This window comes from Alloscardovia venturai (genome assembly GCF_042676605.1).
GTDB classification, from domain to species: domain Bacteria; phylum Actinomycetota; class Actinomycetes; order Actinomycetales; family Bifidobacteriaceae; genus Alloscardovia; species Alloscardovia venturai.
Genome location: NZ_JBHTHQ010000021.1, coordinates 491,300 through 515,383 on the forward strand (window position 1 = coordinate 491,300; position 24,084 = coordinate 515,383).

The window sequence follows — 24,084 nt, forward strand, 5'->3', positions numbered from 1 at the left end:
GCTACTTAGCTTTAATCACTACCCTAACTTCTTACTTTCCGTTTATTTGCTGCTGCATCAGATATGAACCTACTGATTGTGCGCTGAGCTGTGTAATCGTTCTCATGCGCACTTCGAGCTACACAAAGGTATGCCCTCTTCTCACCGCGCGTTAATGCTACATAAAAGACTCGGCGTTCTTCTTCAATCTGTTGTTCATGAGCCTGACCGGTACCTTCGGGATTCATCGGGATATTTCCTTCAAAACAGTCAGGGATAAAAACTGTATCCCATTCCAGTCCCTTCGCTGCATGAATGGTGGAAATCGTAACTTTTCCATCCTCCTGTCGCGCGTGAAGAACGCCATCGTCCGGCTCCGTACGCAAACGGTACGGTACCTGCGCTTGCTTGCATGTAGAAGCAATTGCACGAGCGCGAGCGCGCGTACGACATAAGATTGCGATATCATCAAGTTTCATATCGCGTTTAGAATGCCACAGAATCCTCGATACAATTTGCTGACGCTGTTGTTCGTCTGTAGCAAATTTCGTAAGTGTCACTTGCGGACCGCTATCATTTGCTGAGCGTAATTCGATGTAGTCATCAGCCATAGGAGAAGCACTCAATACTGCATTAGCATAGTTGACGATATGTCCACTTGAACGATAGTCCGTATCAAGCTCTACGTCAGCGCTCAGAGGAGAAAATTCCTTATTAAAATTAAGGAGATAGTAGCTTGATGCCCCCGCATAAGAATAAATCGTTTGTGCAGGATCCCCAACGACACAAATGTCGCGATTACCACCTAACCATTGAGTCAAGACGCGATGTTGTAAAGGAGAAACATCCTGATACTCATCGACAGTAATGTGCCGCATTCGTTTACGTAACTCATCTGCGATTTCCTCGTACTCATCCAATATGTGGGAGAGGAGTAGAAGAGAATCGTCGAAGTCAATCACATTTTTATGTATTTTTTCGTTTTCTGCTATATGCGCGACATCGACGAACTGCTGAGGAGAAAGTTCAAGAGGAATTGTGCGATGCGTACGCGCACAAACACGCGCATAATCCTCATATGGAACCAAATTTACTTTCATCCATGACAACTCTTGCATGATATCGCTAACTTCTTGATCTTCCAAGTCATCGTGCCCTGTCACTCGGAGCAACGCCGTACGAACGTACTGCGACATATCTGTTTCAATGCGTGGCACATCCCCATCTGCAAGACGATTCCACGCATATGCAAGTTGACTCATCGCAGCGGAATGGAAGGTGCTTGCCTGCACATCATGCACCCCCAGTCCGAGCAGACGCATTTTCATCTCTTCGGCTGCTTTATTTGTATATGTCACGGCAAGTGTACTCTTCGCATCCCATTGTTTTGATGCCACTGCATAAGCTATCCGACGAGTAATCGTTCTCGTCTTGCCTGCGCCAGCCCCAGCAATTATGCGTACGGGGCCATTTATACACTGCATTGCCTCGCTCTGCTTCTCGTCAAGCCCTTCGCTTATTGCGTCAAGTACCGGTGATGAAGTTGCCATACACACCATTGTTACACAACTTAGACACAGTGTATTATTCTTGAAAACGTGAGTCAACGTTCAGTATTAGAGATAGCTGCCCTTGCTTCTGCTGCAATGCCGGGGCTGTCAGTAGCAACTACCCGCGGTTCCGAACAATTTTTCACCAGCGGGGACAAAAAAGATATCGTCACAGCTGTCATTACCAGCGTTGAAGGCGTCGAATATGACGTCAGCGTGTCATCCTCAGCTCAGGGTAAAAAACTACTCAAGGAACGTGCAAAAGCGGCATATGTGCTTTCTCATTCAAAAGGCACAGTGGGGTTAAGTTTCGCTGTTGAAGATTACACGTTATTCGTTCCCGGCGACGACATGTCAGGCGTGACTGGCGATTGCGCTGTCTATATCACACCGCATCACGATGGTAATGCTCTCATGCTTAACTCGTTAACCTCTGACCAGTGTGTATCTGCGGGAACTGCTATCGCTGCAATTCATCGGATGCGAAAAGGCTTCTTGAGCGCAGCGCACTATCGTTCTTACACCTCTGCAGATATACATGAGCAGCTTACACGTTGGATTCATAGCCTCGAATCAGCAGGGCATATTCCTACAGAAATTATCGAGAATTGGAGAGCGATTATCGGTACAGATGGTCTGTGGGATTTTGCCGCATGTCCAGTACACGGCGGCTACAGCGATGGAGATTTCATCTTCAACTCTTCATCTGTCGCTGCACTTCATCACTGGGAAAATATGCAGATCAACGATCCAGCTCGTGACTTGGCATGGATATTTATTCACCTTGATAAGCCTCGCCGGAATGCTTTTATCTCTGCATATAGCCGCGTCATGGGGTCTCATCTTGACAATATGATTTGGCTGCGTGCGGGGCTGTGGACACAGATGGAGCAGGTCGGCGAGTACATGCGCGCGCTTGCTAACGCTGATACTGCTAAAATTCTTGCTTTTAAATCTCAGGTTAATTCTCTTGCTCATCAAATCGCACAGAGTAACCCCCAGTCGCAGCAAGCTCATAAGAAATCAACCTTGACCGTTGGAGATTTGCTAGAAAACCCTGGCACGGTCAAAGGCAAAGAGGAAACGCGTACTCGAGGAACGCATTCTCGCAACGCTGCTCACACACGTTTCGTAGTCGATTCAGGAATGCGTACATCGTCAGATATTCCTGCACCAGCATCACACACCTCATCAGGTGCACATCCGAGCGTAGATATTCCTACACGTCCCGAAATGAGTGACGACTCGACGTACGATGCAACCGTCGTAGCGTCCACTTCCCCAACTTCTCCTCGACATCATTGGAATTCTGCTCCAAGTCAATCTCAAAGTTTTACTCTGTCTTCATCTTCTTCGCTTGAGGATGATGCCACCATCGCTATGCAGGCGCAATCTGCAGCCGCTGCGCAACACCATGCTAGCGACGAGACACCATATACTGCTCAGTCGAGCTATGTACGAGTGGATTCTAACGGCTTTGTACTCGACAGCTCGGAAACTGCTGGCGGCTCAGTAATTGAACCTCGCAACGAATCTCACAGTAGTGAAATCGAGTCGGATGATACTGGAGAAGCTGCGATTGCACAGGATGACATCGCGACGACTGTCTTCGCTACACAAGAAAAACTTGATGAGAGTAAGTAAGACCCTCTACACTGAATCAATAGATAAGCACTTCATCAAGAACAAGGAGAAAATATGAACGTCGAAATCGGTATCCATAACGTCCCAAAAGTTATCTCTTTTGAAACAAATGAATCAGCAACTGATGTGTCACACAAGATTGACACAGCTTTGAATAACCACGAGACCTTACAACTCACAGATGAGAAAGGACGAGTCGTCATCGTTCCAAGTGATTCCTTGGGATACGTCATCCTAGGCACAGAGACAGCTCATCCAGTAGGTTTTGGCGCACTATAAAGCGCTTAACTAGACTCTTGTATCTTGTCCCCGCGAAATGTGGCGTCCACTACACCACTACTATTTCGTGGGGATTTTGTATAAAACCGCACACAGCACACGTTCTAGTTCTATATACATATATCAATTAATGAGTCGAATACGTCCCCGTCGGATGATTTCTTGAACAGTAGACGTGTCCGTACGATTCTCACCGAGAACGTTCGGCTTGCCCTCTCCGTGCCAATCAGATCCGCCCGTTTGCAAAAGCCCTAATTTCTGAGCTATAGCAGACAGTCTTTCTTGCTGCTCTCGCGAATTCTCACGATGGTACACTTCGAGACCATCAAGACCGTATTCTCGCGCGAATAGTTCAATATCGTCATCAGTAAGCATACGACGACGATTGCGTTTCACCGCTCCGCAATGTGCTAAGACCACTACCCCACCAGCTTGCTTCAATGCGAATATGACCTGTGTTGCAGCTAGCGAATCCACCGGCACATAGTATGGAGATTTTCCATTAATCGCTCCAGCAAAAGCATCAGAACGAGTCTTATATACACCGGCAGATACCAAAGCGTCAGCAATGTGAGGGCGCCCGATAGTTGTAGCTTCTCCTTCACGAACCTGTTCACTTACACTCTGCCATGTGATAGGAAAATCATGAGATAAACGCTCAACCATGCGCTGTGCACGCTCATAACGACGTTGACGCATCTTGGCATACATGTCAAGTACGCCCTTATCCTCACAATCATAGAGGTATGCCAAAATGTGCACACTCGTGTGCAGGTGCTCTGCAGTAATCTCAGTTCCCCGAATGAGAGGAAAATGCTTAGCCTGTGCAGCGGCTTTCGCCTCCTGCCATCCTGCGATAGTATCATGGTCACTGATAGCTACTCCCTCAAGGCCTGCAGCATGTGCAAGCTCGATAAGTTCCGTCGGAGTTTTTGTGCCATCAGAAAAGACAGTATGGCAGTGTAAGTCCCATCCCGATACTCGTGAAACCGTCATACTTCTATCGTAAACTTAAGTCCAAACGAAAGGTAAATCATGGAACTCAAGGGGTGGCGTCATAGCGCTACATGGACATATCTCATCGTGCTTGTAGCTTCTGTTGTAGCACTCTATGTATCTTTTATATTGAGTGCTGAAACGCTCCAACTTGCTCGTAATCCTCACGGCTCGCTGGGATGCGATGTCAACGCTGTCATTTCCTGCTCTGATGTGGCGCACTCATGGCAAGCAGAAATCATTAAGTTTGCCGGATTGAGCTTTCCTAATGCCTTCTTCGGCATCGCAGCTGAGTCAGTTTTCGTGACCGTTGCTGTCATCGGTTTATCGCACGTTATTGTTCCTCGATGGTTTGCGGCTGCTACATGGTGTGGGGGCGCAGTAGCTGTCATCTATGCTACGTGGCTTTTCACGCAGTCAGCCTTTGTTATTGAGGCTCTGTGCCCGTGGTGTATGCTCCTGCTCGTATCTACGTGGTTTCAATTTATGGCTCTCAGTCATGCCACGTACGCCATCCAGAAACTCCCCCGCAAAACGAGCGGACTCTTTACCTACTATCATCTCAATCTTGATTTACTCGTCGACCTCATCATTTTCGTTGTAATCGCTGCGATTATCGTATTCAAATACGGAACGACACTTTTTGCGTAGCACAGTGGCAATAGCACAAAGGTTCCACCATGTACACAGCTGAGACTCTCAAAAAAATATCTGCGCGATTTCTATCATGCACGCATAGAAAATCCGTGGCACAAGTATCCTGCATTCTTCATTATTCGTCACGAGCATGGGAAGAAATGGTTTGGTCTCATCATGGCCGCATCAGAGTACACGCTCGGCGTGTCCGACGATAGGGAGAAACTCATCGATGCCATTAATATCAAACTTGATCCTAGAGATGTTGAATTTTTCAAAGATCAGCCGGGGTTTTTACCTGCCTATCATATGAATAAAACGCACTGGGTTACCGTTCTGCTCAATGGAACCGTGCCAGACGAGACTCTTGAAGAACTTATCAAAACAAGTCACGATTTAACGGAGTAACAAAACTCTTTCATGCACCATATATAAGCAGTATGCACGAATGCTTGTGCTACTGTCGGCTAGCCATCTAGCTGCCTAGCTCCAAAGTTTCACTTGCGCGACAAGCCGCGCATCACCAGTTAAGTACACGCGGTCAGGTAGTACGCTGACAGTGAGAGTACCTCCTGGCACAGTAATAGTCCAATTGTTAATTCCCGTGCGTGCTCGAAGTACTACGCCCGCAGCGCACAGTCCTGTGCCACATGACAATGTCTCGCCTGCGCCACGTTCATTGACACGCATAGTTGCATATCCAGCATCCGCATGTGTATCTATAGAATCTATCCGCACAAATTCAGCGTTCTGACCAGCTGATAATACTGGCTCTACAACTGGCGTACGCGTTAAATCAAGCTCTTCTATATCAGGCATATCGTTAATTTCGATAGACATGCTCATGCCATAGCCGTCGAAAGCAAACTCTACCGGTTCTTTAACGACACTGACTACATGAGGATTGCCCATATCGACAAAAGTTCCGCGACAGCTCCCCTCTGCTCCAGGGATAGATACAAGAAATTCGCCCTGCTCTCCCATCTTCCACGGCCCCATATCGATGGTGAAGACGTCTTTGCCTAAGCCCTCAACTTGTCCAAGTCGCGTAAGTACTTTTACTCCTGCACGTGTCCCAAGCATAAACGGTTCATCCTTCGTAACAGTCGCAAGCCCATAGCGTATCGCGAGCGCGGCGGTTACACGAGTACCATTGCCACACATCTCAGCGAGAGAACCATCAGCATTGCGATAGTCCATGAACCAAAGCGCGCCAGCATTGTAAAGGTCTGTTACAGCTTCATCGTCGAGATCGGAAACAAACTCTGGCTTTGTTAAGCGTATAAGTCCATCCGCTCCAATTCCAAAATGACGATTGCATAAGAAACGTATCTCTTCCTCATCTGGCTCATATTTCCCAGCTTCATCGAGATAAAGAACGAAATCGTTACCTGTGCCATGACCTTTGATAACAGTGCTTGGATATGTCATACATTTATCTTAGCGTGGAATGTCGCCCATCATACAGACAGCGAACTACACTAAACAATTATGGTTACAGGAATTATTGACGTAGGTGGCGGATATCGCGACATTTTTGGTGCAGGTGTGCTCGATGGTTTGCTTCATGATGAAATATCTTTCGACCGATGCTATGGAATTTCTGCGGGTAGCGGAAACATCTCCTCATTTCTTTCTGGCCAGTATAAGCGTAATTACCGTTTCTACGTTGAGTATGCTTTCCGCCATCGTTACGCCTCTATGCGTAACCTCGTGCGTACACATAATTTTGTAGGACTTGACTATGCGTACGGTACGCTCTCTAATAGTAACGGTGAGTACCCGCTCGACTTCGATGCAATGATGACCAACCCTGCGACATTTACCATCGTGGCAACTAATGCCATCACTGGCGAGCCACGCTACTTTGACAAAAGTGATTTACACAAAGATGATTACTCCCCTATCATGGCATCGTCATGCGTTCCTGTAGCAAACCGCCCCGTAGTCATTGATAAGGTACCTTACTTTGATGGCGGACTTGCCGACCCAATTCCTGTGCAGCGCGCGTTTGATGATGGCTGCGACAAGGTCGTACTCATCGTGACTCATCCACGTGACTTTGTGCGTGATCCCAAAAAAGATGTCGCACCTGCACGCGTTATTCAACGCAAGTATCCGTTTGCAGCCCAATCTTTGCGCGACCGAGCCCAAACATACAATGATGAGATGGCAGTAGCAGAAAAATATGCGGCGCAAGGCAAACTGCTCATCATAGCTCCCGATGATACTTTCGGCTTGTCTACGCTCTCAAAGACACGACAAGGCTTGATAGATATGTATCACAATGGTTTTGACAAAACGGATAGTATCGCTCAATTTCTTGCATAATAATACACAATAAATAGTAACGAATGATGAGTAACAGACAGTAAGCATTTATCACATAAAAGCAGGTTTATTCATGGCGAACGATGCAGCAATTGGCGTTTTTGACTCTGGACTGGGTGGTATTTCAGTAGTCAATCAAATTCACAAGGAACTTCCTCATGAAGACATCCTCTTCTTTGGCGACTCTGCACACGCACCCTACGGTACCCGCTCCACTACGGACGTGCAACGTCTTAGTTTCGCTGTGGCAAATCATCTCGTTGAGCGGGGAGTAAAGGCAATCGTCATCGCTTGTAATACTGCCACGAGCGCTGCTGCATCAGCTCTACGCCAGCGCTATAACGTGCCTATCATTGGCATGGAGCCAGCTCTGAAACTCGCATGTGATTTGGGCGATGGTAAGCCTCAACATGTGCTTGTCACTGCAACTCCGCTTACTTTGCGCGAAAAGAAATTTGCAGCACTCATGAAGCGTTTCGAAAGCATACATACTATTGAAAAACTACCTACTCCTCGACTCGTGGAGATAGTGGAAAATGGGCAGTTGCATGATTCCGCTCTTGTGTATGAGACATTGCACGAGTACTTAGATGATTTTGATCTCTCATCCATCAACTCCATTGTGCTCGGCTGCACTCATTTCACCTATTATCGAGAGTATTTCAAGGCCTTTGTCCCATCACATGTCGCTATCGTAGACGGTAATGATGGAACCGCGCGCCACCTGCATGAAATTCTTCGCAATCGTGATGCGCTCTCTCAACGTACACGACTCGGCACTATCGCACTAGAAAACTCCTCGCCAGATTCTCGTCTCATGGCGCTGTCTGAGGAATTTGTCGAACGTTAAGCGTTCTCAACGTGCAGAGCGGAGTGCGCGCATTGCCGCACTCCGTAGAGCGACACTTCGCAACGTAAGGCGTGAAGTATTTCCTCTTTACCGTATAGCGCGTTTAAAGAGGAAATCAGTTTGATTATCCTCACCGACCATAAAGCTGTGTTCACTGAAACGTTCGAATCCCCAATTCTTATAGAATTCTTGCGCGGCATAATTGTATTCCCACACGCCGAGCCAGCACTGCTCATATCCATGACGTTTGCCATACTCCAACGCATAATTCATAAGATAGCTACCGAGTTTATGTCCCTTATACGCAGTCATCACATAGAGACGCTGAATTTCTAAGGAATGCGAAGGGATATTTTCTCCCTCTTCAGTTTGTGCTCCAGAATCATTGAATTTGAGTAGAGCCGCCACCTCGTCGCTCTCATCATTGATAAGAAAGAAATGGTGCATCTTCGCATTCTCCAACTCGCGTAAGAGCGCTTCTCGACTAAAAGCTTGTGCTACGAAATCATCCATGTCCCTCTGAGCAGCAGTGCCTGCGAATGTATCTTCAAAGGTTACAGAAGCAATCCACTGCATAGTCTGTATATCATCTACGTTTGCTTGACGCATGGTGAAACCCGTAAGTTGAGGTATATCTTGTGAGCTCTTATGGTGAGATGACTGTGCAGGGATAATTGCAATTTCACGCCCCTGATGATTTATCACTGTTTCATGCTCAGGAGCCATAAGCTCTAAGAGGTAGTTGCGCAATATATGAGCATGGTTATTCACAGGATCTTTAGCACCATAAACGAGCGTAATACGGTCGTTATCGTGGTCTTTCATGAGGTTGAGCACATGTTGCACAGCAGGATTATCATCGAGCTCCTCACGATATCGATCCGCGAATTCTCCGTACCGTTCAGGATCGTGATTCCACCACTTGCGCAACTCAGGACTAGGCGCTATATCTTTATCCCATTCATCAAGTTGAGCCTTAACTTTAGAGATACCACGCGGCCAGAGTCTATCCACAAGCATGCGATAGCCGTCTACTTGAGGATTTGCTGGAACGTATGCTCTTTTCAAGGTAATCTCGACACTCATGGTTCCACAATGACACGCAGGTACGACGAAAGCGACAAGATTCCACTCGTCGCCTTCTTACCTGTCACGTTTTATCACGCCATCTCGCATGTGATACGTATAAATAACAGTGACACAAACACGTTAGCAAATATTATTAAAGCGCGTTTTAGTGTATTTTTAACGCATTTGCCATAGCTTCACTGCCCAATTTTTAATCGACTCAAAGAAAGCAGCAAGAAGAATCAATCCTGCTCCCGCTACGAAAAGGGTGATAAACCAATATTGACTTGCCACCGCTGCGACAATGACCCATGTACGAATCAACGCATAGACAAACAAACCAATAGCACCGGTCAGAAGTGGCGCTTTCAAAGCACACACCGCGCCATACACAAGCAAACCGATAAGTACGATGACAAGGACAACATCGCGGGCATTCTGCCAACTATACGTTCCTGTCATACTTATGATAAAGCTTGGCACAAGCCCCACTGTTAGCGCTGGCCACATTGTACGTGCGCTGCGCAACTGTGGTTTGTGCTTGAGATACATCACAGCGCATATGAAGAGCACAACGCCAGCAACGAGACTAAACACATCAGGCATATTAACTGGCTCTACCTGTTCAATCCATGCCGCAAGAGCAAGGAAGATAACGTTGCCTACGGCAAGGTAGCCGATGAGCGAACGATGCGACATCTGAGCACTCTCAAGATTTACTCTGCCGACACACCAATAAGCTATAGCTGCTAACGAGATGCCGATAAAGAGGATGAGTCCGACAAACTTCATAGATCCTGCCGCGAAAGTGAGTCCTAGAATAACCGTTGCAATTTCGAGAATAACCATCGCACCGAGCGGATGGAAGGTTGGTTTCATAGGATGTGTTGGTATCTGCACGTGAGGATAAGTTTCTTTCCCCGGTCCAAGAGCCATAATTGTTGCATATACGAGCGTAAATACGATAACCGTGGCATCAGGGACATGATCGACGAGGATACTATCGAGGTTAAATGCCAGCGCAGAAAGCATAACGGTACCTAAAGCATCTAGAACAACCGCCCATGTGACGCTAGCTCCCTGCGACGTACCAATTCGAGTTGCAATGAGAAGCACTATGAGCAGAACTGCGACTATCGCACGATAGAGTGATGTCGTATCCGTAATGCTGACATGTGCAATTCCAAGCACAATGCTCACCCACGCAATAGCACGAATTGTGATAAGCATTGAAGCATAACTGTATTCGTGTTTTTCGCTACTAAGGAAAGCTGCATACTGACGACGTGTGAACCACATGATAGCGATAAGTGCAGTCGCTATCACAAGGTTAGTGATGCCATATGCAATAGTGAAATTGCCTGATGCTGCAAGATAAATAGCCGCTACGGCGAAAATGAGAGCCCCATGTTCCGTATACTTCACGCCAAGAAGACGCATTCCAACCCATAGCACCGCGATAAATTCTATGAGCAGAGCAACCCACAGAGCCTTCATCTGATATGTATATGCTGGTGCAGATATATTCGGCACATACAATGCAGCACGTATTAATGCGCTCATCGTTTCTATACCTATGACTACTGCACCAAAAACTTGTGCATGGTGGACTACGAAATGTTGGGATAGCTTGCGTCCACAGCTCCAAGCGATAAATGCCGCGACGACACCAATCAATATGTATATATCCATCGGCTGCATATAGCCATGAGAATCGACACGTGAACTAATAGGTAGAAATACAGTAAGTGCAGCTACAGCGTCCATCGCATACATCACTGACAGACTGCCCCCGTTGGTGAGAGCGCTTAAATCTTCTTCCAGACGACGAAGCGATATGATAGATGCACCCCATACGACTGCGATAACAATCGGCGTGATAAATGCCGCTGCAGCAAAGCCAGGGATACTGTAGCCAACGGATGGAATCATCAACACAACCACGCTCACGAAAGATCCCGCAATCCACACATACTGCGCATATGTCAGCTTATTTCCTCGCTTATAAATGCCGGTCCCCATCAGCAAAGACACAAGAAGAAAACCGACATATATAGGAATCTCATTGCTCTTATGCGGCATGATAAATGGCATAAAGAATAGTGTCGGTAGAACGAGAATGGTGGATATCCACATGCTTGACTTTAGTTGCGATGCGTTGTCCTGCTGCCGAGTGACAGTGCTCATGCCCCATCCTACAGCAGCGATGAGTGCTAATGGAAGTGCAGCGAACATAGCGCCTCGATACTGAGGGATGACGTTAGTAACTGACATGAAGATGACATCCACGATAAAGATACCGAATCCGAGGATGTTCATACCTTCGGCAGTCGCGTGCAAACGTTTACGCAGCAGATATGCCACAACGAGTGCGAGTACACCAAAAATCCCTATTGTCAATGCACGCGCACCGTTCCCCATGTACATAAATGCTACAGACAAGAAGGCTATGGCAGAAAGAACCACAAGACCGACGCCGACGCCTAGCATGATATTCTGCGTAGTCATGTGACCGCGTGAAGAACGTACTGCATCCGGTTGTGTTGACATAGCAGCGCTGCTTGCCATGCCTGTCTGAGCCATAGACATAGCAGGCATTGGAGACGTTATAGCAGTAGCGACTTGCATTGGCTGCTGCATAGCAGGTTGCGCATCTACGTGCACTGGATTTGATTGCGCATACGCGTGCTGAGCGGACTGTACCTGCGGCGTAGTGACTGACTGGGAAACTGAAGCAGTGCTTTCATAAGAAGTAGTCACGACACTTTCGTAGATGTTCTCGCTCGAGTAGGTATACAACGACTCCAAAGGTTGTGAAATCGACTGTGCTCCATGCACCTCGAGCTGTGCTGTCTGCGAAATTACACTATTTATCACAGCATTGCGTTCTGACCACAGCTTGACAACAATGTGAGATACATCATTAATCTTAAATGCTAATGAGTCTGTCAGATCTAAGCCAAAAGTCGTGCACTGAACGTCATGGATTGCTTTGAAACTATCCGGCTCGAGCGTGGTATCAGTGAGATTTTCGACGCGCGTCGGCCATACAAACTTAGGTACAGGCTCACCTGGATGAAACTTTTCGAATAATTGGTACAGATACACAGCACGCTGCTCCATCAATGCAGCAATGCGCGCATTCAGCTCTCGCACACGCAGCGCTTGATGGTTCTTCGTATCAAAACCTAACGAACTAATCGTACTGTCAGCCATGCGTTCAAACGTATCTGGAAATAGCTCCGTATCCCTGAGAAGAGACAAAGATTTGGGCCACGTATAGTGCGCTTCCACCGTCATAATCCTTTCCCCTTTCACCTCTGCCCTGCGGTCTGCATATCTTTTTCAAATTTGAAGAAGAGCTCACCGCTAGGAAAAGTTTCCACAGCACCGTCACTCATAGGATGCTTTTCATTGAAAAATTCAGTAATTACGAACCCAAGTTTATTCACATAAAAATGAATATTGCGCACTTCAAAGTAAGGAGTATACAGTGTCCATTTTTGTGCTGAAGGGTACTGAGCGCTCACGTACTCCCAAAGCCCAGAACCGATACCCTGACCGTGCGCTTTCACGTCCACATAAAGAATCTCTAACTCCATATTTTCAGGAGTATCACCCTTTTCTGGAGCGGCGATCGCTCCGCCAACGACACACCCATTACGCGATGCAAAGAAAGCCTGAGCACCTTGCTTACCCCACGATTCACGAACATCGCTCTCAGGCATCACCGACTCACCATGTTCGCTATGAGCACCAAATTCCTCGCCATATTTATCTCTCACTGCAGCATCAAACGCAGGCTGAACTCCATCAAGAAAAGTGCGATAGTCGTGTTCACTGTTCATATCTGCAACACGAAAAGTTAGCGATGCATCTGTAGCATATTCTTCCATGGTGCCATACTAGCAGGTAGAATGACGATATGAATGTTACACTCATTATCGGCATTATCTTTGCCGCACTTGCAGGTTTGCTTCACTTCCTCATCGCATATATGGAAATGTTCGCATGGGAAGGTCCGCTCGCACGTAAAACATTTGGCGGTAGCGCTGAGGAAGCTCGTCCTTTCACCTTCTATGCATATAACCAAGGTCTTTATAATGGATTCCTTGCTGTCGAAGCAATAGCCGGAGTTATCATAGCACTTGTCGGTATGAAAACTATCGGTGTAACTCTCATGATTGCAGCGACGGCTTCTATGCTGTGCGCAGCCATTGGACTTGTGGCTAAAGACTCCTCTTTCAAATCGGCAGCAATGAAGCAGGGCACTCTTCCATTGCTTGGTCTTCTTTTCATTATTATCGGGCTGACACTTTAACTTAATTCCATTATCACTTACATAACTTACATATGTGCTTCGAACTCGTCTCGTTCGGAGCACATATGCCATTTAGTCACTCTTATAGAGCTTCGACTGCATCTTTTACAGGAATATCTCCACCACTCATCACGATTATTTGATGGCTCACGTTATGTGCCTCTACAAGGTTTGCAAGAACAGCTGCAACATCATGAACAGAATTTGGTCGCGCAAAATCGTATGTTCCCAGTTGCACTAAACCAGCCTCTGGCTCTTCACTGAGAGTTACCGGCTGAAGAATAGTAAAATCGAGTGAGGTACATGTTATTAAATATTGATCGGCAAACCACTTCGCCGTCATATAATCCTTTAGCTGTGCAAATCCTGGCTTATCCCACAAATCAGGATCTAATGACCCTACAGTAGACAGCATTACGAATCGTTTAATGCCTGTATCTTCGCACGCCTGCATCATTTTTACCGCACCAAACGCATCAACTTGAAGAAGATTTTTCCCACGAGAACCTGCCGTAAAAATAACAGCATCAGGTTTCGTACTCGTGAGGACAGCTGCAAGTTCATCCGTCGACCGTGTCACATCTACAACGACAGGCTGCACATGAGTAGAGCGAAGTTCTTCTACCCTCTCGCGAGTATGCCCGCCAGCTATCACATCATATCCTGCTAATTCCAGCTTCTTGACCGTGGACGCTCCCACACGCCCACTCGCTCCTACTACGAGAATCTTCACAGCACTCCTGTTTTTACACTTCTACACTCGTGAGCATCGGTTTTAATGTTGCCTCACGAATTTGTTTCATACCAGTTAAAGAAATAATAACGGCAAGTACTGCCAGTACGCTCACAGTAATAAATCCACCATGAGATCCATAGAGGTCGATGAAATATCCAGCAATTGAGTTTCCCACGGATCCACCAATTGAATTCATCGCTCCCATAATCGCTACGGCTTCAGTAAATCGTGCAGGCGGAACGAGATGTAAGATAATCTGATTACCATTAATCCAAATCGGTGACTGACATACCCCTACGATGAGATAGGTGAGCATGATAACCCCAATATTATGTGCAAATATAAAAGAGCTCAATCCCAGTGCCACCACGACGATGCAGAAGTAGAAGCGCTTCCACAAAGCAATACGCCAATCCTTCGCACCGTAGAGGGTGGCTCCCACGAGTGCGGAAGCGGAAAAACAAGCAAAAACGAAACCGGTAAAGGATTGAACATGCTGCTCTTTTGCAAATGCAATGATGGAGATACCCGTGGCACTTTGGAATGCCCCAAGGCCAAACCATGTCGCGCAAATAGCGATATATCCCACACTAAAAATGGAATTATTCTCCACATCATCTCTCTGACTATCAGATAAATTATGTCCAGAATTTTGTCCAGAAAGCTGAGCTGCTTTAGCTGCTAACTGTGTTCGGTACTCTTTTCGCGTTACTCCCAGCTCGCGCGCCATATCTGACTGGTTTGGAGGTTCAGCAGATCGGACCCCGAGAAAAAGTACCGCACCAACGATGACACATATACCTGTCACGGAGAAGGATAGTACACCTGATATGACTGCAAGAATAGATGAAAGTGGATTGCCAATCATCCACATCGCTTCATCGAGTATCGAGGAGAATCCCATCGCCCGATTAATCTTTTCCGATGATTTCTCGCTGTTCTTGAGCAGATAAGTCCATCGAGCACGGCTCATAGCACCCCATGGCGGTATACATGCCATGAAGGGAACGATACAGTATAAAATCCATTCAGGCGTGCGCAACTGTATACAGGTCATGAGTATCACAGCCGCCACAATCCATGCACACACTATAGGAATAGATACGCGAGTTTGCCCAAATCGGTCTATGAGTTTGCCAAAAATCGGTGTAAGGATAGCTAAAGAAATGGCTTGTACAGCGCTCAGAGTCCCAGCTAGCGTGTAGCTTCCATAAATATTCTGAACAGAAATCGTAATGCACATACCCACCATCGGGAATGGCATAGAAGCGATAACAGCACCGATAGCGTAACGCGCAGTACCTTTTATCGAGAGAAGCTCCCCGTACCCGCCAAATACACGCTGGAAAAGAGACTTTCCATACTTATTGCTACTTGTCCACTGTGACATCGCGCATCATTACCCTCTATGCAGAGTATCTTTCTTACTCGTACTACTCTATCTACGAGCACAGAGCAAAAAGAGAGCGACACGCCATACTCATCACATTTTAGTTTGTGGCATTAATTTACAAACGCCATCCTGCGATGTCTTTGTGAGCATCGAACGGTTCATCAATGGAACGGTGATAGATATTTTCAAATGCTTTAACTTTCAGTGCATAATCGGTCTCACGCATTTTTTCTGACGCATCGTGTGGAGGAAGAGACTCGTCTGGATAAATGACATCGAGAATGTGCACGACATACTTCACTTGATTGAACTGGTCATGATGCTTTTCCGGCACACCGGTATCGATAATCTCCGTAAAACATGACACTACAGGTACATGATGTTGGACAGCAAAATCATATGCACCGTGCTTAAACGGACGCGGACGGCGGTAGTTAAACCACAACTCTGCTTCTGGATAAATGAGGATACAATCCTTATCTTTGTTCAAGATTTTATCCATCACTCGTGGCAAATCCACGCTCAAATACTCATGGTCCTTGGTGATAGGAATGGTATCGTAATACTTTAGGATAAAGCCAATCCACCCCTTCATCTCAAGATTTGTATCTTGACTGATAACGTACGTATTCTTGTGAGCTTTACGCATGGCAGCAAAAATACCCGTATTTTCCAGCTGGTTGAAATGATTTGACGTAATGAAAGCTCCCGTATCTTTGATACCATCAAGCTTTTCCAAACCAACGTACTGCGTAGTACGATTAATAACATATCGAGAAGCAGTACGCACGAGAGCACGTGCCCAAAAATTCTTAAACGCGTAGCCAGCAGTATTGCGATATGCAAGATGCTCACGAACGATATGAAGCATCTTCTTTTTTTCCACTACAGGATCGCCTTCAAACGACTTGGCATTAAGATTGCCATTCTTGAAGTTACGTTCCATGTTTGCCACTACTGGTCGCATATCGCCGCCGATAATCATGAGCATTCCCCTCGTATATACGTTTTACAGAGCGACCTTAACGCCTTGCTCTACTAGTTTTGCAAAAGTCACATCATTATCCGGGAAATTCTGAGCTCCGGCGATAAGTTTCTGCTTCTTGCGCTCATCATCAGCTACCATATCGCCATTAAAGTTTTCAACGGTATCGCGAAGTTGCTGATAGAAAGCAGAATGTGGAGCGTACTTCCAGAAAAGTTCAGCCATAGGAGCGTCTTCATAATGCCATGGCTTGCCAAAGAGATTGTAGTGAATGATAAGCGGATTAAGCTTTCTCCAGTCGCGCCCAAGTAGCCCGCCTGACATGACGTTCCACTTTTCAGGCAAAAGTTTTGTACGCTGACCACACATAACATTTAAGTAGTCTTGGTCGGATGCAATGAGCTTGACGTGATAGGTATTAAGCAAGCGCGAGAAGTTATTCGTGAAATCAAGTTCGCGGAAAAGCGCAAAGTCCATTAAGAGCACACCAGAGTTGAAGTATCGAGCCGCTGGGAAACCATGCCCCTTCTCAGCATACCGAGTCAAGATAGGGTCCGCTTCGATAAATCCATCGTGAATTGCGCCGAGCATATTGCCCTCGAGGTCAAGCTCATAGAACTGCGCGATGTCAGTATTCACTATAGTATCCGCATCGAGATAAATTCCCCTATCGTACTGTGGGAACATATCAGGGAGGAAAAGACGGAAATACATCGTCAGCTCAGCAGCATCTTGCGTAGGAAGAGTATTTGTCTCTGAACTTACCAACTCCACCATCGCATCGCGCATCGGGTAGAGTTCAACCTTGACATCGTTTGTAGACATGCCAGCAATGATTTTCTTTGTCTCATCTTTTAAACCACTGTACACAACTGTGACATGGTAATGATGCGCTCCAGATGTATCAACGTTTGCAATAAGCGATGCCAATGCTACAGTAAACATTGGAGCATAGTATTCGTCAATTGCATAAAAGACAGGTATTTCTGTAGTCATTATTTCCTTTCACGCTAATTATTCAAAACTTCCAAGTCGTGACTCAACTGTTCATACTTTTCCAAGAGTTCATCATACTCATGGAGTCCGAGTTCAGAGTGTACACGGTCTACATCCCATGGCTTTACAGTAACTGTACGTACAGTAGGGAAAAAGCGGAAGGTCGTTGTAAAGTGCTGGAAAACAGTATTTTTATGCAGCCGCCGCTGCTCATTGTATCTGCGCTTGAGCACAAGCTTTGTCGCACATAATTTATTCAATGCGGACTGATCAGGCATGAACATTTGTTTTGTTTGGCAGCGAATTCTGCATTGGGCAAATAAACCTGTTTCGCGGATATACTTCATGTTGAGAAGAAGTACGCCAGAATTCAAATAATCTCGAGTCAGCTTCAAGTAGTTCCGTTTGAAGAACCAACTGCCATAATAGTCCAAAATGCCTGCCAACTCATGTCCAGTAAGATCTTGGGAATACATATCGCGGAAATTTTCTCGGCAGATTACATCTGTGTCGAGATACAGTACACGATCTGGTATCTGCGGTACTAAATCCGCATATAGACGCAACATGCAGTTGGGAGTGAAACGAGTATTCATATTCGCAATGGGTACATGCACATTGAAAATATCGGTTATATCTACAAGCTCTACACTCGAAGCCGGGTTTTCTCCTTTTACTAGCTCATCAAGATAAATTGCTTGCTCGTAGCTTAGGGGTTCATAAGATTTTTGGGCAGTCTTTATCGTGGCAGTCAGAACGTAAATATTTAATGGCTCGCTCACATGCTCTGTAATGGACATCAGTGAGATGACGAGCCCATCCATCATGGCGTTATCCCCGCAATACATGATATTCATTACTTCACCTGCTCGTACTTGACATAATCGACGTTTGACATCTGCGCACGATATTTCATAGCAGCACTAATCTGATCATGGAGACTCTTCTTTTGAAGTTCCTCACTCGCACTTGTATCTTCTGGATAGAATGGCCCATCGATATACACAGTGATTTTAGGATGCTTAATCCATGAGTTCCAGAATTTATTTCGCCTTTGATATGTCGTCGTAAAAGAAAAACTTGGCGTTTTAAACCGCACTGGATAGCGGAAAGATGTGTCTGAAAATTCACGAATTTGCGTATAGTATGGCCACACGTGCGCTTCAGGATAAATCGCAAAAGATGTCCTGCGCTCTTGAACAAGTTCTGTCATCGCCTGCTTAAACTTCACACGTTGGTCGGCTGTCTTTGGCACTGGCAAAAAATTAAAGAATTGTAAAATCGTTCCGATGATAGGAATTCCCATATTTCCCACTGCCATTACTGCTGAAATCTTATGAGGATAATTCATCAGTATCGTCGTCGCTATGTCGCCGAAAGGCTGAGTATGGTTGCCATAGAAAAAATACGGTTGATTTTCCCGCTTTACTTCTCGCATCTTTGCAAGACCTTTTAACCGTATACCAAACTTGACATGCGCATATACGAAAGAGACAACAAAAAAGATGAAATAGACAATCGCATACCCCGTTGAGCGCAGTACACTTTGCGGCTTGCACCATACATAATCATCTGGCATACGGTAGCCACGAAAGGACTGCCCTACCACATCAGCTGTCGTTTCATCAACAGCGTATGCACGTTTCGTCATAGTCACCTCCGTTTCCCCTCGCACTAGGTTACCAGTGGCACACAACTGAAAAGCAAAAGGCGGTACACAGATGGTAGTGTGTACCGCCTTGAGGGTAAGGAAACTACTCGTACTCTTTCCGAGCTCTGCCTTAAGCTTAGCCCTTCACAGAGCCAGCCATAGACTCCTGATAGTAGCGTTGCATGACAATGAACAGAATGGCTATTGGGATAGACACGCACACTGCACCAGCCGCGAAACGTGCATACCAGTCATTGATATACTCCTTCGTGAGCATCTGCCACAAGCCCAGTGCAACTGTAAAGTTGTCCTGAGTACGAGCGATAGCCTTTGCCATGACGAAGTCGAGCCATGGAGTCAGGAAGCCAGTAATTGCCTGATAAACAATCATAGGCTTGCAAATTGGGATGATAATCTTGGTGAAAACTTCCCACTTCGAGCAACCATCAAGATATGCAGCCTCATCGAGGGACATAGGAATAGTGTCCATGTACCCCTTCATCACGTAGAAACCTGCACCCGAACCTGCTGAGTAAACGAGAATCAGAGCAATAATAACCATCGCGCCAGATGTCATACCGAACGCCTTCAAAATGAAGTAGATAGCAATGACGGACATAATGGATGGGAACATGCCCAAAATCAGCGCAATGTTCATAAACGTCTTACGACCCTTGAAACGCAGACGGGACATGCAGAATGCCACCGAAAGTACGAAGAACAAGGAAATCAAGCAGACGAACACCGCAATGATGAAGGTGTTGATGAACATGCGTGGGAAGTTCATGACGTTGGTCTCAGTAAAGAGCTGAACATAGTTGTGCAGCGTGTACTTCGTTGGGAAGAACGTCGTCTGATATGGCGCCGTATTCTCATTGAAACTCTCCAAGAATACCCACACGATTGGCGCGAGCCATACTATAGCCATCAGCGTCAAGAAGATATATGTGAGAGTATCACCTGCGATGCGGCGGAACTTCTGATTACGGAAAATGGAGTATTTCTTTTCGGAGCTTTCCATGGAAGTCTCCTTATTTTTTGTGTTGCTCATTTTACCTGAAACGCTCCTCATTCTTATAAGAACCAGAATTGCGGTACGTAATCAATGAAACTACCGCGAGCACGATGAAGGTCATGATACCGATGACTGCACCGAGGTTGTAGTTAGACTTATCAACGGTGAGCTTATAGAGCCACGTGATAAGCAAATCAGTCTTACCTGCGGATGCGCCGACAGGTGTTGGATCTCCTCCAGAAAGCAGGTAAATAACATTGAAGTTATTGACATTTGCAGTGAACGTTGTAATGAGGTATGGAGTCATCACGAAGAAGATATATGGGATAGTCACATTGATATAACGCTGCCACCAATTTGCACCATCAATCTCTGCAGCTTCATATAACTCTGCTGGTACATTCTGCAAGATACCTGTAATCTGCATAATGGTGTAAGGGATACCAACCCAGAGGTTGATGATGATAACCGTCACACGCGCCCACATCGTGTCTGTCAGGAATGGCAGTGGACCAGAAATCCAATGCCAGTTCATGAGCAAACGGTTAATCGCACCATCGGTACGAAGCATAGAATGCATTACGAGCAAAGACACGAACTGTGGAACTGCAATCGACATTGAGAAACATGCGCGCCAGAATCCCTTAAACTTAGTCGTCTTTCGGTTGATAATCATCGCCATAAACATGCCAAGGAAGAAGTTCAAGAAAGTCGCAAAGAACGCCCATACCAAGGTCCAAATCAAGACACTGACGAACATACTTGCTGTAACGTCAGAACCTGTCGAGCTAAATAGCGCTCCAAAGTTCTTCAAACCCACCCAGTCAAAGAGAACGACATGGTTGCGATCGTAGCTGGTAAATGCCATGGAAATCATGAAAATCAATGGCAAAATGGTGAAGACAACGATGCCCAACACTGGAAGGAACATCAAACCGATGTGTGCACGCTGATCGAAAATCTCACGCCAGTCTTGAATGATGGTGTTTGGCTTCTCCCCTGCAGCTACCTCTGTCTGCGCTCTAAATGAACTCTTCGCGCTCAAGTATGCCAAAAGTACAAACAATACGATAACGAAGATAGACATCACACCATAGAGCAAAATCAGTACAGAGTTGTCACCTGCGGTGTATACCCAGAAGCCATCTACTTTGACTTTACCCTGTTTGACGGTGCCAAGAGTATTAAGCTTTGTGAAGTACTGCCAGCCAGTACCGAAGAAGTAAACGAGAATCGCTACTTCAGAAGCAAGGAAAAGCAGGCCCTTAACGAATTGTTTGCGGACAAAATTTCCCAAGCCGAAGATGATGAACGAAAGTCGGGTGAAAACGTCACTCTTCGTCCAGAAGTCAATATTTTTCGTAGTTTCCATGGATTTCTCCAAATCACATCAATTCTAAGACCCCACCCCACGATAGGCGCGGAAGTGGGGTCCAAGAGTTGAAGTTGGCCTTACAGTTTACTTGCTAGCCTTGTTTGCTTGTGCAATCCAAGCCTCAGTCTTTGCCTGAGCATTAGCTTCAGTGATGCCACCGTTCATCAATGCGGTGCCGAAGTTCTTTGCAGGATCCCAGAAGTTGGTCATCTCTGGGAGAGTGGACTGCAAGATAGAAGTATTTGCAATGGTATTCATCTGTGCTACTGCTGCTGGATTGTCAGCAATGAGGGACTTGAGTTCCTTATCAGCAGGGACAACACCGCGGATAGTGTAGTGATCCTTCTGAGACTGAGTAGAACCAAGGAATGCTGCAAACTGTGCTGCAATCTTAGGGCTCTTAGAGCTTGGATTGTACGCTACTGCAGTAGATCCAGCGAAGGACTTCATCTGGTAAGTACCAGACTGTGTCGTAAAGGATGGAAGCTGAGCAGCTGCATAATTGTCGCCGAGAGCCTTCTTAGCATCTTCAGCATTCCATGTACCAGAGAAGAACACATCTGCTGTACCGTTCTTCAAAGCTGCAAGACCAGCACCCTCATCATTGTCCTTGACAAAGTTAGGATTCTTTGCAAGATTGACCAAGTACTTAGTTACTTCTGCCGCATGGTCGCCACCCTTGACGCCAGCTTTTGCATCATTGCCCTTTTCGCCGAAGATAGTCATGCCGGCACCTGCATAGAATGCTGGAAGATACCAGCCATTCATCAAGTTGAAGGATACCTTGCCCTTCGTCAGCATTGTGTCAAGAGACTTGATATCTTCATCAGAGAACTTGGACTTATTGTAATACATAAACCATGTATTTGCATTCAATGGAACGCCGTACTCTTTGCCATCGGAAGCAGTGACGGAATCAACCAAGGTCTGGTCATTCTGCTTTGCAACCTGCGCCTTTGCATCATCAGAAAGCTCACCGATTGCTTGTGCTGAAACGAGCGTACCCAACTGATCATTTGCGAACTGATAGACATCAGCTGCAGCAGATGGATCTTGTTTTACAGTCGTCGCAGCATCTGCAGAAGAAACTACGCTATTCTTCCATGTAATCTTGTACTCAGGATGAGCCTTTTCAAAAGCCTTCTCCTCAGTCTGCAACCATGATGAATTCTTCGCTTGGTCTTCTGATGCAGCCCATACAGTCAACTGCACAGTATTAGAAGAACCAGCACCGTTAGAACCGCATGCTGCCAAACCGACGAGCATTGCGAGAGAAGCAGTAGCCGCGACAGCAGCCTTGCCAAAACCAAACTTTGTCATCTCTGACCTCCCCATAATTGGTCTCTATATGTAACATCGACAGCCGCTTCATCACCTAGCCACGATGTTCATTAATTTCATTATAGACCAATTTAGGAAAAAATGACAACGTTTTCATAAATCAGCGTGGCTACTACACGAACGCAAGTGCGACACACACTATTAATATCAGGGGATACGCAAGATAAAACATATATTTTACAACAGAATTATTTTTGTCATACCCCAACTCATCGTTGCGAAAATGAAGAGCCACCACAGTGATGCCCGGAGCTATCATGCACAACGCCCCGAGCACAGCCGCAGAAAGCATCATAGTATTCTCTTTATTTTTCAAATAATAGAAGATAGCGGCAAACCCCAAGAACACCACTCCTAGTGGGGCAATCTTCTGGCGCACACCCACACGCATCATAAGCATCCACACTGCACCAATAACCCACGTCAGTACAGTAAGGACGGCATACCATGCTGTAGTAAGTTTATACACTGCTCGAGCGGAATCAAGACGTGCAAGGACATTCAAAACACATACAGTAATAAATCCTGCACAAGCAAAGTTCACAGAAGAGAAATCAAGGACATGCCCCGTCGTCGCTAACGAGTACGGAATCTGAGTCACAAGGCTCAAACCCGCAAGCAATACAGTGTACCGAAAGCGACTACGCGTTTTCTCAAAGCCCTGTACAATAAGCCATGCGGCAAGAGGCAATGCGCCCCAAGAAATAATCTCAGAAAGCACACTGATGGTAAGGGCTGCCATGCTTTCAGTCCCTAGCCAATGAGGGAAGATAGTAGTCGCTGCAACAGAGAAGAAAGCTAAAATAAGTACAAAAATTTTTAACGACTTTGTGCTCAATCCTTTGACACGGGGAGTTTTTCCTCGCTTCTCACCGTTGATAGCTCCTGAACGAATTTGCGGTACATAATGCTTCTCTACAGCCATAGTTCACCATTAT

Annotated in this window: 23 protein-coding genes and 1 pseudogene; 7 read left to right on the plus strand and 17 right to left on the minus strand. The window is 46.1% G+C overall.

Features of this window, described 5'->3' with window-relative positions:
* Positions 1-23: 23 nt before the first annotated feature.
* A complete protein-coding gene (locus tag ACFQY8_RS05550) occupies positions 24-1,529 on the minus strand; it encodes an ATP-dependent helicase (protein ID WP_377938898.1) in 1,506 nt (501 codons plus the stop codon).
* A gap of 48 nt (positions 1,530-1,577) precedes the next feature.
* Between ACFQY8_RS05550 and ACFQY8_RS05555 the strand changes: the two genes are divergently transcribed.
* Complete coding sequence (locus tag ACFQY8_RS05555; protein WP_377938899.1) at positions 1,578-3,173, plus strand: phosphotransferase; 1,596 nt, start codon at positions 1,578-1,580, stop codon at positions 3,171-3,173.
* Between the two features lie 54 nt (positions 3,174-3,227).
* Complete coding sequence (locus ACFQY8_RS05560) at positions 3,228-3,452, plus strand: DUF3107 domain-containing protein (RefSeq protein WP_377938900.1); 225 nt, start codon at positions 3,228-3,230, stop codon at positions 3,450-3,452.
* Positions 3,453-3,575: 123 nt separating this feature from the next.
* On the opposite strand, the gene ACFQY8_RS05565 is transcribed toward ACFQY8_RS05560, so the two are convergent.
* The gene (locus tag ACFQY8_RS05565; protein ID WP_377938901.1) at positions 3,576-4,448 is read right to left on the minus strand and encodes a PHP domain-containing protein; all 873 of its coding nucleotides are present in this window, start codon (positions 4,446-4,448) and stop codon (positions 3,576-3,578) included.
* Positions 4,449-4,487: 39 nt separating this feature from the next.
* On the opposite strand from ACFQY8_RS05565, the gene ACFQY8_RS05570 reads away from it, so the two are divergent.
* On the plus strand, positions 4,488-5,099 hold the full coding sequence (locus ACFQY8_RS05570; RefSeq protein ID WP_377938902.1) for a vitamin K epoxide reductase family protein: 612 nt from the start codon (positions 4,488-4,490) through the stop codon (positions 5,097-5,099).
* Positions 5,100-5,159: 60 nt separating this feature from the next.
* Entirely contained in the window at positions 5,160-5,492 is a 333-nt protein-coding gene (locus ACFQY8_RS05575; protein WP_377939202.1) for an MmcQ/YjbR family DNA-binding protein, read from the plus strand.
* 75 nt (positions 5,493-5,567) lie between these two features.
* Here the strand turns inward: ACFQY8_RS05575 and dapF are convergent, their stop codons facing one another.
* Positions 5,568-6,515 (minus strand): diaminopimelate epimerase, encoded by a 948-nt coding sequence (gene dapF, locus ACFQY8_RS05580; RefSeq protein WP_377938903.1) that lies wholly within the window; start codon positions 6,513-6,515, stop codon positions 5,568-5,570.
* A gap of 60 nt (positions 6,516-6,575) precedes the next feature.
* Between dapF and ACFQY8_RS05585 the strand changes: the two genes are divergently transcribed.
* Positions 6,576-7,415, plus strand: a complete 840-nt coding sequence (locus ACFQY8_RS05585) for a patatin-like phospholipase family protein (protein ID WP_377938904.1) — start codon at positions 6,576-6,578, stop codon at positions 7,413-7,415.
* A 73-nt stretch (positions 7,416-7,488) separates the two neighbouring features.
* Positions 7,489-8,265 (plus strand): glutamate racemase, encoded by a 777-nt coding sequence (gene murI / locus ACFQY8_RS05590; RefSeq protein ID WP_377938905.1) that lies wholly within the window; start codon positions 7,489-7,491, stop codon positions 8,263-8,265.
* 87 nt (positions 8,266-8,352) lie between these two features.
* Here the strand turns inward: murI and ACFQY8_RS05595 are convergent, their stop codons facing one another.
* The 4 genes and pseudogenes from ACFQY8_RS05595 to ACFQY8_RS05610 all read right to left on the minus strand — a co-directional run bounded on the left by ACFQY8_RS05595 (position 8,353) and on the right by ACFQY8_RS05610 (position 13,229).
* Complete coding sequence (locus tag ACFQY8_RS05595) at positions 8,353-8,991, minus strand: GNAT family N-acetyltransferase (RefSeq protein ID WP_377939203.1); 639 nt, start codon at positions 8,989-8,991, stop codon at positions 8,353-8,355.
* Positions 8,989-9,351: pseudogene (locus ACFQY8_RS05600) on the minus strand (DUF488 domain-containing protein); the annotation flags it as partial. The gene ACFQY8_RS05595 and the pseudogene ACFQY8_RS05600, both read right to left, overlap by 3 nt.
* Positions 9,352-9,510: 159 nt before the next feature.
* Entirely contained in the window at positions 9,511-12,549 is a 3,039-nt protein-coding gene (locus ACFQY8_RS05605; RefSeq protein WP_377938906.1) for an SCO7613 C-terminal domain-containing membrane protein, read from the minus strand.
* A 98-nt stretch (positions 12,550-12,647) separates the two neighbouring features.
* Positions 12,648-13,229, minus strand: coding sequence for a GNAT family N-acetyltransferase (locus tag ACFQY8_RS05610; RefSeq protein WP_377938907.1), 582 nt, complete (start codon positions 13,227-13,229; stop codon positions 12,648-12,650).
* Between the two features lie 29 nt (positions 13,230-13,258).
* On the opposite strand from ACFQY8_RS05610, the gene ACFQY8_RS05615 reads away from it, so the two are divergent.
* Positions 13,259-13,654, plus strand: coding sequence for a DUF1304 domain-containing protein (locus tag ACFQY8_RS05615; protein WP_377938908.1), 396 nt, complete (start codon positions 13,259-13,261; stop codon positions 13,652-13,654).
* A gap of 82 nt (positions 13,655-13,736) precedes the next feature.
* Here ACFQY8_RS05615 and ACFQY8_RS05620 read toward each other — a convergent pair whose 3' ends face one another.
* The 10 genes from ACFQY8_RS05620 to ACFQY8_RS05665 form a co-directional block, all read right to left on the minus strand.
* Positions 13,737-14,387, minus strand: coding sequence for an NAD(P)H-binding protein (locus ACFQY8_RS05620; protein ID WP_377938909.1), 651 nt, complete (start codon positions 14,385-14,387; stop codon positions 13,737-13,739).
* A 13-nt stretch (positions 14,388-14,400) separates the two neighbouring features.
* Positions 14,401-15,780 carry an MFS transporter gene (locus ACFQY8_RS05625; protein WP_377938910.1) on the minus strand — a complete coding sequence of 460 codons (1,380 nt, stop codon included), beginning with the start codon at positions 15,778-15,780 and terminating at the stop codon, positions 14,401-14,403.
* Between the two features lie 118 nt (positions 15,781-15,898).
* Positions 15,899-16,768: a lysophospholipid acyltransferase family protein gene (locus ACFQY8_RS05630; protein ID WP_377938911.1), complete on the minus strand. Its 870-nt coding sequence runs from the start codon at positions 16,766-16,768 to the stop codon at positions 15,899-15,901.
* A gap of 24 nt (positions 16,769-16,792) precedes the next feature.
* The gene (locus ACFQY8_RS05635; protein ID WP_377938912.1) at positions 16,793-17,764 is read right to left on the minus strand and encodes a glycosyltransferase family 8 protein; all 972 of its coding nucleotides are present in this window, start codon (positions 17,762-17,764) and stop codon (positions 16,793-16,795) included.
* A 14-nt stretch (positions 17,765-17,778) separates the two neighbouring features.
* Positions 17,779-18,621 carry a glycosyltransferase gene (locus ACFQY8_RS05640; protein WP_377938913.1) on the minus strand — a complete coding sequence of 281 codons (843 nt, stop codon included), beginning with the start codon at positions 18,619-18,621 and terminating at the stop codon, positions 17,779-17,781.
* A complete protein-coding gene (locus ACFQY8_RS05645) occupies positions 18,621-19,415 on the minus strand; it encodes a lysophospholipid acyltransferase family protein (protein WP_377938914.1) in 795 nt (264 codons plus the stop codon). The genes ACFQY8_RS05640 and ACFQY8_RS05645 overlap by 1 nt, the downstream gene beginning before the upstream one ends.
* A gap of 136 nt (positions 19,416-19,551) precedes the next feature.
* Positions 19,552-20,466 (minus strand): sugar ABC transporter permease, encoded by a 915-nt coding sequence (locus tag ACFQY8_RS05650; protein WP_377938915.1) that lies wholly within the window; start codon positions 20,464-20,466, stop codon positions 19,552-19,554.
* Between the two features lies 1 nt (position 20,467).
* Positions 20,468-21,802: a carbohydrate ABC transporter permease gene (locus ACFQY8_RS05655; RefSeq protein ID WP_377938916.1), complete on the minus strand. Its 1,335-nt coding sequence runs from the start codon at positions 21,800-21,802 to the stop codon at positions 20,468-20,470.
* 87 nt (positions 21,803-21,889) lie between these two features.
* On the minus strand, positions 21,890-23,125 hold the full coding sequence (locus tag ACFQY8_RS05660; protein ID WP_377938917.1) for an extracellular solute-binding protein: 1,236 nt from the start codon (positions 23,123-23,125) through the stop codon (positions 21,890-21,892).
* Between the two features lie 133 nt (positions 23,126-23,258).
* Positions 23,259-24,071 carry an ABC transporter permease gene (locus ACFQY8_RS05665; RefSeq protein ID WP_377938918.1) on the minus strand — a complete coding sequence of 271 codons (813 nt, stop codon included), beginning with the start codon at positions 24,069-24,071 and terminating at the stop codon, positions 23,259-23,261.
* Between the last annotated feature and the right edge of the window lie 13 nt (positions 24,072-24,084).

What these genes read in the sequence shown, in the direction of transcription:
- ACFQY8_RS05660 (WP_377938917.1), bottom strand. Translation starts at nt 23,125, where the DNA reads ATGACAAAGTTTGGTTTTGGCAAGGCTGCTGTCGCGGCTACTGCTTCT.
- ACFQY8_RS05615 (WP_377938908.1), top strand. Translation starts at nt 13,259, where the DNA reads ATGAATGTTACACTCATTATCGGCATTATCTTTGCCGCACTTGCAGGT.
- ACFQY8_RS05630 (WP_377938911.1), bottom strand. Translation starts at nt 16,768, where the DNA reads ATGATTATCGGCGGCGATATGCGACCAGTAGTGGCAAACATGGAACGT.
- ACFQY8_RS05665 (WP_377938918.1), bottom strand. Translation starts at nt 24,071, where the DNA reads ATGGCTGTAGAGAAGCATTATGTACCGCAAATTCGTTCAGGAGCTATC.
- ACFQY8_RS05645 (WP_377938914.1), bottom strand. Translation starts at nt 19,415, where the DNA reads ATGACGAAACGTGCATACGCTGTTGATGAAACGACAGCTGATGTGGTA.
- ACFQY8_RS05610 (WP_377938907.1), bottom strand. Translation starts at nt 13,229, where the DNA reads ATGGAAGAATATGCTACAGATGCATCGCTAACTTTTCGTGTTGCAGAT.
- ACFQY8_RS05655 (WP_377938916.1), bottom strand. Translation starts at nt 21,802, where the DNA reads ATGGAAACTACGAAAAATATTGACTTCTGGACGAAGAGTGACGTTTTC.
- ACFQY8_RS05605 (WP_377938906.1), bottom strand. Translation starts at nt 12,549, where the DNA reads ATGGCTGACAGTACGATTAGTTCGTTAGGTTTTGATACGAAGAACCAT.
- ACFQY8_RS05550 (WP_377938898.1), bottom strand. Translation starts at nt 1,529, where the DNA reads ATGGCAACTTCATCACCGGTACTTGACGCAATAAGCGAAGGGCTTGAC.
- ACFQY8_RS05625 (WP_377938910.1), bottom strand. Translation starts at nt 15,780, where the DNA reads ATGTCACAGTGGACAAGTAGCAATAAGTATGGAAAGTCTCTTTTCCAG.
- murI (WP_377938905.1), top strand. Translation starts at nt 7,489, where the DNA reads ATGGCGAACGATGCAGCAATTGGCGTTTTTGACTCTGGACTGGGTGGT.
- dapF (WP_377938903.1), bottom strand. Translation starts at nt 6,515, where the DNA reads ATGACATATCCAAGCACTGTTATCAAAGGTCATGGCACAGGTAACGAT.
- ACFQY8_RS05560 (WP_377938900.1), top strand. Translation starts at nt 3,228, where the DNA reads ATGAACGTCGAAATCGGTATCCATAACGTCCCAAAAGTTATCTCTTTT.
- ACFQY8_RS05640 (WP_377938913.1), bottom strand. Translation starts at nt 18,621, where the DNA reads ATGAATATCATGTATTGCGGGGATAACGCCATGATGGATGGGCTCGTC.
- ACFQY8_RS05635 (WP_377938912.1), bottom strand. Translation starts at nt 17,764, where the DNA reads ATGACTACAGAAATACCTGTCTTTTATGCAATTGACGAATACTATGCT.
- ACFQY8_RS05565 (WP_377938901.1), bottom strand. Translation starts at nt 4,448, where the DNA reads ATGACGGTTTCACGAGTATCGGGATGGGACTTACACTGCCATACTGTC.
- ACFQY8_RS05570 (WP_377938902.1), top strand. Translation starts at nt 4,488, where the DNA reads ATGGAACTCAAGGGGTGGCGTCATAGCGCTACATGGACATATCTCATC.
- ACFQY8_RS05585 (WP_377938904.1), top strand. Translation starts at nt 6,576, where the DNA reads ATGGTTACAGGAATTATTGACGTAGGTGGCGGATATCGCGACATTTTT.
- ACFQY8_RS05650 (WP_377938915.1), bottom strand. Translation starts at nt 20,466, where the DNA reads ATGAGCAACACAAAAAATAAGGAGACTTCCATGGAAAGCTCCGAAAAG.
- ACFQY8_RS05595 (WP_377939203.1), bottom strand. Translation starts at nt 8,991, where the DNA reads ATGGCTCCTGAGCATGAAACAGTGATAAATCATCAGGGGCGTGAAATT.